This is a genomic window from Pseudogemmobacter sonorensis (assembly GCF_042762395.1).
Classification (GTDB): Bacteria; Pseudomonadota; Alphaproteobacteria; order Rhodobacterales; family Rhodobacteraceae; genus Pseudogemmobacter; species Pseudogemmobacter sonorensis.
The window spans coordinates 43796-52520 of the sequence record NZ_JBEFZE010000026.1 but is presented as its reverse complement, the minus strand read 5'-3'; the positions used below and the strand labels follow the sequence as shown (position 1 = coordinate 52520).

The window sequence follows — 8725 nt, the reverse complement described above, 5'->3', positions numbered from 1 at the left end:
ACGGCGATCCGGCTTTACGATCCGCGCCTTGCCCCGGTCGAGCTGCACGAATGGTTTATCGACCCCGACACGATGCTGCCGCTGGCCGATCCGGTGATCGACCTGCGGGGCCATATCATCAAGGCGCTGATCTCCACGCCTGAGGATGGCGGGGCGGCCACCTGCACGATCACCATGGTTTCGGCGGCCTGGACGCTGACGCGCGGGCTCACGCTCAAGCGCAGCCAGGCGGCGCTGGAGCGCCGGGCGCCGGGGGATACGTTTCGGCAATACGGCGACATTTCGGGCGCGGTCGAGACCGCCTGGGGTGAACGGCTGGCCGTGGTGCAGCCGCAGCAGCAGTCCGGGCCGCGCGCGATCGCCTCGGGCGTCACGGAGTTTCTGGGCCTATGATCAAGCGCACCCCCGGCTGGCAGCGCCGCCTCGCCGTTTATCTGGGCACGGTGGCCCGGTCGCCCTTTGCCTTTGGATCGCAGGATTGCGCGCTGTTCGCGGCGGGCGCGGTCGAGGCGATGACGGGCACGGATCTCGCGGCGCCTTATCGCGGCAGATACACTACCCTGCGGGGCGGGCTGCGCATCATGCGCCGCGACGGCTTTGCCGATCACATCGCTTTCTTCGGCCACCACCTGCCGGATCGCGACGGCCCGCCGCAGCCCGGCGATCTGGCCGTTGTGCCGACCGACGACGGCCCGGCGCTCGGCGTTGTGCAGGGCGATCAGATCTATGTCACCGGCCCGGCGGGTCTCTCGCTGGCGCCGGTCGGGCTGGCCATCCGGTTCCTGGGGGTCTGACGCATGGCCGTTGTAGCAGGCTTTATCGGCGGCGCGCTCGGCTTCGGCAGCGCCGGGATCTTTGCGGCGGGTGCAGCATTCGCCGCGACCACCTGGGGCGGGATCGCGGTCAAGCTGTTGACCTCGGTCGCGCTGTCGGCGCTGTCCCGCTCGCTGATGGAAACGCCGAAGCAGGAGGTGGCGGGGCTGCGCACCAGCACCACGCTGTCGGGCGGGGTCAACCCGGATGCCTTCTGCATCGGCCCCTATGCCACGGATGGCGCCTTTGTCGGTCCACCGATGTCCTGCGATGCCTCGGGCGGCAATACCCCCATGGCGATCCTGCATTACGTCATCGAACTGGCGGGCAGCCCGAGGCACGGCCTCGACGGGATGATCATCGACGGGGAAGTGGCCGAGATCCTGCCCGACCATATCCACCCCGATCATGGCAATCGCATCGGCGGCCGCTTTCTGGGAAAAGCATGGGTGCGCTATTACGACGGGACGCAGACGGCGGCGGACCCCTATCTGGTCTCGCGCTATCCGATCGGTCATGTGCGGCCCTGGACCCCGGATATGGTCGGGCACGGCATCTGCTACGCCATTGTCACATTCCTCTATGACCGGGAGGTCTGGACCGGCTGGCCGAAGGCGCGCTTCATCCTGCGTGGCCTGCCGCTTTATGACCCTCGCTCGGACAGCACGGCAGGCGGTTTGGGCCCGATGCGGTGGGGCCAGGAGTCCACCTATCTGCCGACACGCAATCCGGCGATCATGCTCCACAATATCCTGCGCGGGATCCGCATGGCGGGCGGTCAGGTCTGGGGCGGAGAGGCGACAGCCGAGGATCTGCCCTTTGATGACTGGGCCGCGGCAATGGATGCCTGCGCCGAGATGGTGGACGATGGCGCCGGGGGCATGGAGCCCCGGTACCGCGCCGGGTTCGAGATTTTCACCGAGGATGAGCCATTCGCGGTGATCGAAAAGCTGCTGCGCGCCTGCAACGGCCAGTTGACCGAGCACGGCGGCATCTGGCGCCTGCGCGTCGGCGGGCCGGGCCTGCCCGTGCGCTTCATCACGGATGACGATATCCTGATCGACGCGCCGCAGGAGCTTGATCCATTCCCGGCGCCGGATGAGATCTACAACGCGATCTCGGCCACCTATCCCGACCCCTCACGACTGTGGGAGACCAGCGAGACCCCGCTGCTGACCAATGAGGATTGGGAGGAGGAGGACGGCAACCGCCGCCTGCCGGTGGATCTGGCATTTGATGCTGCCCCGTATCCCCTCCAGGTGCAGAGGATCATCGCCGCCCTGATCAAGGATCACCGCCGGTTGTTGCGGCATATGCTGACCCTGCCGCCCGAGGCCGGGGTGCTGGAGCTGGGCGACGTGATCGCATGGACCTCGGCGGCCAATGGCTACGCGGCCAAATTGTTCGAGGTCTCGGAGGTCGTGCGCGATCCCCGGACCTGGCGCACCCGCGTCAGCCTGCGCGAGGTGGATCCCGAGGATTACGACCCGCCCGAGGGCCTGGTGCTGCCGTCGCCGCCGTCGCTGGAGGTGGTGCGCCCCGCCGCCCAGGCCGTGCCGGGCTGGGACGCCATGCCCACGATCATCGTGGACGCCGAGAGCAACGCCCGTCGCCCGGCGGCGCGGGCGGTCTGGGACGCGGCTGGCGCGGTGGATGCGCGCGGGGTCCGGGTGGCGGTGCGGCTGGCGGGCGAGGCGGGCGAGGGGCGCGAGCTTGGGATCTACGACCTGCGCGCGGGCGAGGCGCTGCTCGACCCGGCCCTGCCTGCCACGGCCTATGAGATGCGGGGGCGGCTGGTGGTGGACCGGGCCACGGACTGGACCGCATGGACCGCCGTCACCACGCCGGATGTCAGGATCACGGATGCGGATCTGGCCGAGGATCTGGGGGCGATCCTGGCCACGCTGGACGGCTGGATCAGCGGCGGGGTCAGTGATCTGCCGGACGATCTGTCAATGCTGGCCGGATCGATCAGCGCCGAGATCGACGCCCGCGTGGCCGCCGTCTCGGCGCTTGCCGATCAGATGGCGGCCGAGGCGCAGATGGCCGCCGCGCGCTGGCGCGATTATGGCGACCGCATCCATGCGCTGGCCGCCGAGGTGCTGGATCTGGCCAGCGCCGATTTCACCGCCCGCGAAGAGTTGCGCCAGCAGATCACCGTCAGAATCGAAGGCGCCCGCGCCGAATATACCGATCTGATCACGGTCCTGGCCGATGCCTCCACCGCCGTCGCGCAGCGGGTGACGACTTTGGAGGCCGATACCGGCGATCTGTCATCCGCGATCCTGACGGCGGAGCAGGCCCGCGTCGATGGCGACGAGGCGCTGGCGCTGATGATCGCCACGATGTCGGTCGGCTCGGCGGTGATGTTTGACCACGCCGCGATCTGGTATTTCGACGCGGGCATCGATGGCTGGACGGGCGGATCCTCGGCCCCCACGGCCTCGGGCGGCTGGCTGATCCCGGCCGCCTCGGATCACATCGTCAGCCCCGCCGGGCTGGGCGTGGACGGGGACGCCTATATGCAGGTGCGCGCCCGGCTGCGCCGGACCGGCACCCCGGTCTGGACCGGACAGCTCTGGTGGGCAGCCGCGGGTCAGTCCTGGGATCCCGGTCGCCGCGTGACCATCGCCGAGCCTGCCTGGGATGGCGACGAGGCCATCGTCACCATCGGCCCCGGCTGGACCGGGCAGGTGGACCGCATCCGCCTTGACCTGTCCACCGGCGGCAATGACATGGCGCTGGACTGGATCGCTGTCGGGCGGCCCGCCCCGGGGGCCTCCTCGGCCGATCTTGCGGCCGAGCGGCAGGCCCGGATCAGCGGCGATGCGGCCGTCGCATCGGACGTGCTGGCGCTGGAGGCGCGGCAGACCGCTGCCGAGACGACGCAGGCCGCGACGACCAGCGCAGTCGAGGTGCTGGAGACGCGCACCGGGGCGACCGAGAGCGGGCTTGCAGCCGCAGGCACCAGGCTGACCGGGATCGAGACCCAGATCGCCGATCCGGCCACCGGGCTGGCGGCGCTGGCCGGGGCCATCGATCTGATCGAGGCCGGGGTGGCCGCCGGTGAGGCGGGCACCTCCATCGTGGCCGAGGCGGTCCGCAGCCTGCGCAGCAGCTATCGCGCGATGGCGGACGAGGCGCTGGAGGCCACCGCCCGGGGTGTGCTGGACGATTGGCGCAACCGCGACCTGATCGCCAGCGCCACGCAGACCCTGACCACCCGGATCGACATGACCGATGATCAGGTAGCGCTGGTGGCGCAGGCGGTCACCGCCCTGCAATCGGCGATCCCGGGGCTGGCCACCGCCGACGCATTGGCGGCGCTGGAAACAATCGTCACGCAGCATGGTCTGGACATCACCTCGGCCGCGACCGATCTGACCTCGCTGGCGGCCTCGCTGACAGACCTGTCAGGGGTCGTCGGCACCAAGGCGGACGCCACCGCGCTGGAGGCCACCACGGCCACGGTCACGCAGCAGGGCGGCAGGATCTCCGCCATCGTCGATGCTTTGTCAAAGTTGGGCGCCACGGTCGGGGCCAGCACAGCCGAGACCCTTTTCAGGATGACGGCCGAGGCCACGCCGGAAGGTGCGCTGGCGCGGATCGGCCTCAAGGCCGTGGCCTCGGGGTCCGAGGCGGATGCCCGCGCCGCAGCGCTGTTTCTGGAGGCTGTGGCGGGCGACAAGAGCCGGGTTGTCGTGCAGGGCGATGCGTTTTACGTGATGATCGGCGCCAGCTCGATCCCGCTCTTCGTGGTCGAGGCCGGGGTGATCCGGCTTAACGCAGGGCTGATCCGTCTGAGCGGTGATGTGACGGTCGACGGCAGCTTTACTGTGACAGGCAGCATGATCGCGCCGAACGCAGTGACCCATGCCATCGAATTCGTCGGCTGGGATGCGCCGCTGGATATCGGCAGCACCGATACCGCTTGGGTTACGGGCCCGGCCGGGGTGCTAGCGCCATATATGCCTGTCGGACTGGCCAGCTTTGTCGCCGTGGTCGACATCGACACTTCCGGCAGCGCCCCGGGCGTACCGCAAGTTTTCGGCCTGCGGATCGGCTCCAACCCGTCTATCGGGTCCCGCGACGACTGCCTGATCCAGGTGGTCGAGACGGCCTATACCCTGTCGGGCGGGCTGCGCCTGCAATACTCCGGCGCGCTCTATGTCGGCACCCCCTACCGATACGGGCTCCAGGCCCGCGCCGTGAGCCTGAGCCCCGGGGTGACGGTCAGTATCACGCTCAAATCCCTCAAATTCACCGACACCAAGAAATGAGGCCCCTCATGCGCCTACTGCCCCTCGTTCTGTTTCTCGCCGCCTGCGGCCCGCATAGCGATTTGGCTGACAGTCGCCCCGGCGGTGACCACCAAAGCCCCATCCGCCAGCCCGACCGGACCCCGGGGCCCTACCACTGGACCAATCCAGACGGATCGCGGGGCGCCGTCTTTGTCGAGGCTCAAAGGGGGCCGCGCTCATGACCACCTATTCCACCGGCACGATCACAGTCGGCGCCAATTCGATCGCCGTCACCGGCACCGGAACCGCCTGGGCCACGGCAGGCATCCGCGCGGGCGATCTGCTGATCGCGGGCACCGCCGTGGTGCCGATCGCCAGCGTCAACAGCGCAACCGGCCTCACTCTGGCTCGCGCCTGGCCGGGCGGCGCGCTGGCCGGGGCGAATTACAACATCCTGTTGGTCGACGATGCGGCCCGCGCCCTGACCGCCGCAAACCAGTTGCTGCAGCAACTGACGGGCACCACCCTGCCGCTGCTGGCCGGGCTGGCCCCGGCGGCGAATAAACTGCCGTATTTCACCGGGGCGGCAGGGGCGGCGCTGACCGACCTGACGCCTTTCGCGCGGTCGCTGCTGGATGACACCTCGGCCTCGGCCCTCTGGGCCACCATCGGTGCGACATCCGGCCCCGCCCAGGCGTACCGGCGTGGCAATGTTCTCGGCGCCGTATCGCAGGCCGGAGGCGCCCCCACCGGCGCGGTGATCGAGCGGGCGTCCAATGCCAATGGAGGATACGTCAGGTACGCCGATGGGACCCAGATCTGCTCATTGGTAAATTTTATGGATGCGGATGTGTTTGCGGGCGAGCAGGGATCGCAAACCTGGACGTTTCCAGCTGATTTTACGTCCGGATCGGTTGTGGTGACGCCCGTCGTCGCATCGCTTGCGACGACGGGCAACATGATCACAGCGGCGAGATACCTGCGATGCGCCGCACAATCCGGTTTTCCCACAAGCTCCATTGTCGGGTGGAGAAATGAAGGCGATGCCGCCAACAGATTCAGGATTTCGCTGACCGCCATTGGCCGCTGGTTTTAAGGAGACCCCCGCATGATCATCACCTTGACCCCGGTCCGAATGGCCCAGACCCTGACCGCCAGCCTGGCGGGCGATATCCTCACACTCAATGGAAAGGCTTATGATTTCACGCCTCTGCCCGAGGGCGCTACGCTCCCGCCCGCGGCGGTCGATTGCGCCTGGCTGGCCTCGGACGTGACACGCGAGGGCGGCCATATCCGCCTCACGCTGATCCTGCCCCACGGGGCCGATGCGCCCCCCGAGACGCTTTGGCCCGGGGTGCTGACCATCGCCTCGGGCCCCGTGCCCCTGCCGCCCCACAATATCGACCAGCCCGAGGAGACCGCCCCATGACCATCCAGTGGGAGACCATGATCACCGCCGAGGCCAAGGCCGCCACGGCTCTGGCGGCGGCCCGGTCACATGCGCGCGCCCGGCTGATCGCCCATGTGACCGCTGCGCGTGAGGCCCTGATCACCAGATTGCCCGGCCAGGATATGATCTACCTGGCCAAGGAGGCCGAGGCGCGCGCCTGGATCGCTGCCACGGATCCCGACATTGCGGATTATCCGCTGCTGGCCGCCGAGGCGGGGCTTACCGCGCCCGACCCCGGCCAACTGGCGCAGCTCTGGCTCAACATGGCCGCTCTCTGGCGCACCACCGCCGCAGATCTGGAGGCCGCGCGCCTCGGGACCGAGGCCGCCATCGGCGCGGCCGCGACAGCCGCCGAGATCGAGCGGGCGCTGGAATGGATGAGTGCGCAGCCCGACCTTCAACCTCGAAATGGCGGGAGAAACATGGCTGGCGGATGGCCTGCACCCCAATGATGCAGGCCATGATGAGGATGACAATATGATCGGCCTCGGCCTCTCCCTCACCAACATCGCGACCACCCGCCGCCCCTGGAGCCCTGCCAGGCTCTTTCCGCCGGAGGCCCCCGGCATCTGGATCGATCCCTCCCGCCTCGACCTGCTGGCCCAGGATGCGGCGGGCAGCGTCCCGTTGACCGGCCCGGGCCAGCCCGTGGGCCTCGCGCGGCGCGCTGCGGGCACGGTGGATGCGCCGCAGCCCGTGGCCCTGTCACGTCCGACGCTGGCCCGCTGGCCGAGGGGCGGGCGGCGCAACCTCGCCAATGGGGCACAGGCCGTGGACGATGCGGCCTATTGGCCCGAGGCGGTCACAGGCGGCGGCGTTACTGCCGCGCGGATCGGCAGCGGTGTCGAGGCCGGGGTGCCTTATGTTGATATCCGCTACCACGGCACGACGACGGGCACGCAGCATGCCGGGGCCTATGTCATTTCCAATTCCGCGACCCCCGGCGGCGCAGGGCGACGTTTTTACGGCGCGGGTGACGGCCCGCGTCATCGCCGGATCTGTCCCGGGTGGGGTCGCCATCCCCGGGATCAGGATCAACATTGAGGAGCGCAATGCCTCGGGGGTCTGGGTCGCGGGCGGAGGCTCGTCTGTGGGCGCGACCTCGGGTGAGGATACATCCGTCGCACTGACACGCACCTTGACCGCTGCCACGGCGGCCAGCGCGCAAACGGTGGTGACACTGGGCTTTGCTAGCGGCGCGGCCGTCGATGTGACCTACCGGCTCAAAGGCTTGCAATTTGAGGCGGGCGCGGTGGCAACGCCGCTGCAACACAATCTCGGGCCCCATGACGTGACTGAGCCCGGGGTGCCAGACGTCTGGCATCTTTGGGATGACGGCGGCGACAGCCTGCCGGTGTCGCTGCCCGCTGGCACCTACGGCCGCGCCTGGGTCGATCACCTCGGCGCGGTGACGGTGGACGCAGTGTCAGCCCCCGCCAATGCGCTGCTGACAACCCGCCAGGCCGGGGTGATCCTTCGCGCCGGGGCCTTCAACGCGGCCGAAGAGGCGGCGATCCGCAAATACTGGGCGCAACTCGCGGCCTGACAATCGCGCCGCTCTGTAGCGCATGGAGATGATATGCCAGACACCCCTCACGGCCTGCTGGCCATCCTGCAATCGGTCTGGGTGCAGGTCTCGGCCCTCGTGGCTCTGATCGTCTGGCTGGTGCGGGGCGAGGCCGCGACCAAGGCCAATGCCGCCGAGATCCGGCGCCTGTGGCGTCAGCGCGACGAGGACCTGCGCGCGCATAAGGAGGCGAGGGACACCACCAACGCCATGCTCGACGAGGTGCGCCGCGATATCAAGACGCTGCTCGCCCGCCGCGACTGATCAGCCCCGCGGCCATTCCGGCGGGCGCCAGCCCGACAGCAGCCAGCCCATCACCCGCGCCGCGACAGGATTGACGCTGCGCGCCGTGCTGCGGTCTTCGGCCATCTCCCATTTTCGGATCGTCTGCGGGGTGGTGTCGAGGATCTGCCCCAATTGGGATTGGGAGAGGCCCAGCTTTCGCCGGGCCTCTTTGAATTCTGCGGGGGTCACGGAAAGAAGATCTTGACCAGGGTGGCGGTCGCCGCGATCAGGCCCGCCGCCGTGGCAAAGGGCGTGACGAAGGTCATCACCGTCACCTGCTTGGTCTCGGCCAGCAGCTTGGCGATTTCGGCGCGCATCTTGTCGTCGGCAAGGCTTTGTTCGGCGTGGGTCATGTCGGTTTCTCCGGGT

The 8725-nt window shown here is 68.8% G+C and carries 10 protein-coding genes and 1 pseudogene; 9 read left to right on the top strand and 2 right to left on the bottom strand.

Annotation, left to right across the window (positions count from 1 at the left end):
* From ABNX41_RS16235 to ABNX41_RS16195, 9 genes and pseudogenes are all read left to right on the top strand, one after another.
* Positions 1-393: pseudogene (locus ABNX41_RS16235) on the top strand (hypothetical protein); the annotation flags it as partial.
* A complete protein-coding gene (locus ABNX41_RS16230) occupies positions 390-794 on the top strand; it encodes a DUF6950 family protein (protein ID WP_438670764.1) in 405 nt (134 codons plus the stop codon). The pseudogene ABNX41_RS16235 and the gene ABNX41_RS16230, both read left to right, overlap by 4 nt.
* Positions 795-797: 3 nt before the next feature.
* On the top strand, positions 798-5093 hold the full coding sequence (locus ABNX41_RS16225; RefSeq protein WP_438670763.1) for a hypothetical protein: 4296 nt from the start codon (positions 798-800) through the stop codon (positions 5091-5093).
* Between the two features lie 199 nt (positions 5094-5292).
* The gene (locus tag ABNX41_RS16220; RefSeq protein ID WP_438670762.1) at positions 5293-6150 is read left to right on the top strand and encodes a hypothetical protein; all 858 of its coding nucleotides are present in this window, start codon (positions 5293-5295) and stop codon (positions 6148-6150) included.
* Between the two features lie 12 nt (positions 6151-6162).
* Positions 6163-6483: a hypothetical protein gene (locus tag ABNX41_RS16215; RefSeq protein WP_438670761.1), complete on the top strand. Its 321-nt coding sequence runs from the start codon at positions 6163-6165 to the stop codon at positions 6481-6483.
* A complete protein-coding gene (locus tag ABNX41_RS16210) occupies positions 6480-6956 on the top strand; it encodes a hypothetical protein (RefSeq protein WP_438670760.1) in 477 nt (158 codons plus the stop codon). Before ABNX41_RS16215 ends, ABNX41_RS16210 begins: the two co-directional genes overlap by 4 nt.
* 25 nt (positions 6957-6981) lie before the next feature.
* Positions 6982-7548: a hypothetical protein gene (locus tag ABNX41_RS16205; RefSeq protein ID WP_438670759.1), complete on the top strand. Its 567-nt coding sequence runs from the start codon at positions 6982-6984 to the stop codon at positions 7546-7548.
* A gap of 94 nt (positions 7549-7642) precedes the next feature.
* Positions 7643-8050 carry a hypothetical protein gene (locus ABNX41_RS16200; protein WP_438670758.1) on the top strand — a complete coding sequence of 136 codons (408 nt, stop codon included), beginning with the start codon at positions 7643-7645 and terminating at the stop codon, positions 8048-8050.
* 33 nt (positions 8051-8083) lie between these two features.
* Entirely contained in the window at positions 8084-8335 is a 252-nt protein-coding gene (locus ABNX41_RS16195) for a hypothetical protein (protein ID WP_438668254.1), read from the top strand.
* On the opposite strand, the gene ABNX41_RS16190 is transcribed toward ABNX41_RS16195, so the two are convergent.
* The gene (locus tag ABNX41_RS16190; protein WP_438668255.1) at positions 8336-8545 is read right to left on the bottom strand and encodes a helix-turn-helix domain-containing protein; all 210 of its coding nucleotides are present in this window, start codon (positions 8543-8545) and stop codon (positions 8336-8338) included. It abuts the gene before it with no gap.
* Positions 8542-8709, bottom strand: coding sequence for a hypothetical protein (locus ABNX41_RS16185; RefSeq protein WP_438668256.1), 168 nt, complete (start codon positions 8707-8709; stop codon positions 8542-8544). Before ABNX41_RS16185 ends, ABNX41_RS16190 begins: the two co-directional genes overlap by 4 nt.
* Positions 8710-8725 lie beyond the last annotated feature (16 nt).

What these genes read in the sequence shown, in the direction of transcription:
- ABNX41_RS16230 (WP_438670764.1), top strand. Translation starts at nt 390, where the DNA reads ATGATCAAGCGCACCCCCGGCTGGCAGCGCCGCCTCGCCGTTTATCTG.
- ABNX41_RS16195 (WP_438668254.1), top strand. Translation starts at nt 8,084, where the DNA reads ATGCCAGACACCCCTCACGGCCTGCTGGCCATCCTGCAATCGGTCTGG.
- ABNX41_RS16210 (WP_438670760.1), top strand. Translation starts at nt 6,480, where the DNA reads ATGACCATCCAGTGGGAGACCATGATCACCGCCGAGGCCAAGGCCGCC.
- ABNX41_RS16205 (WP_438670759.1), top strand. Translation starts at nt 6,982, where the DNA reads ATGATCGGCCTCGGCCTCTCCCTCACCAACATCGCGACCACCCGCCGC.
- ABNX41_RS16225 (WP_438670763.1), top strand. Translation starts at nt 798, where the DNA reads ATGGCCGTTGTAGCAGGCTTTATCGGCGGCGCGCTCGGCTTCGGCAGC.
- ABNX41_RS16220 (WP_438670762.1), top strand. Translation starts at nt 5,293, where the DNA reads ATGACCACCTATTCCACCGGCACGATCACAGTCGGCGCCAATTCGATC.
- ABNX41_RS16185 (WP_438668256.1), bottom strand. Translation starts at nt 8,709, where the DNA reads ATGACCCACGCCGAACAAAGCCTTGCCGACGACAAGATGCGCGCCGAA.
- ABNX41_RS16215 (WP_438670761.1), top strand. Translation starts at nt 6,163, where the DNA reads ATGATCATCACCTTGACCCCGGTCCGAATGGCCCAGACCCTGACCGCC.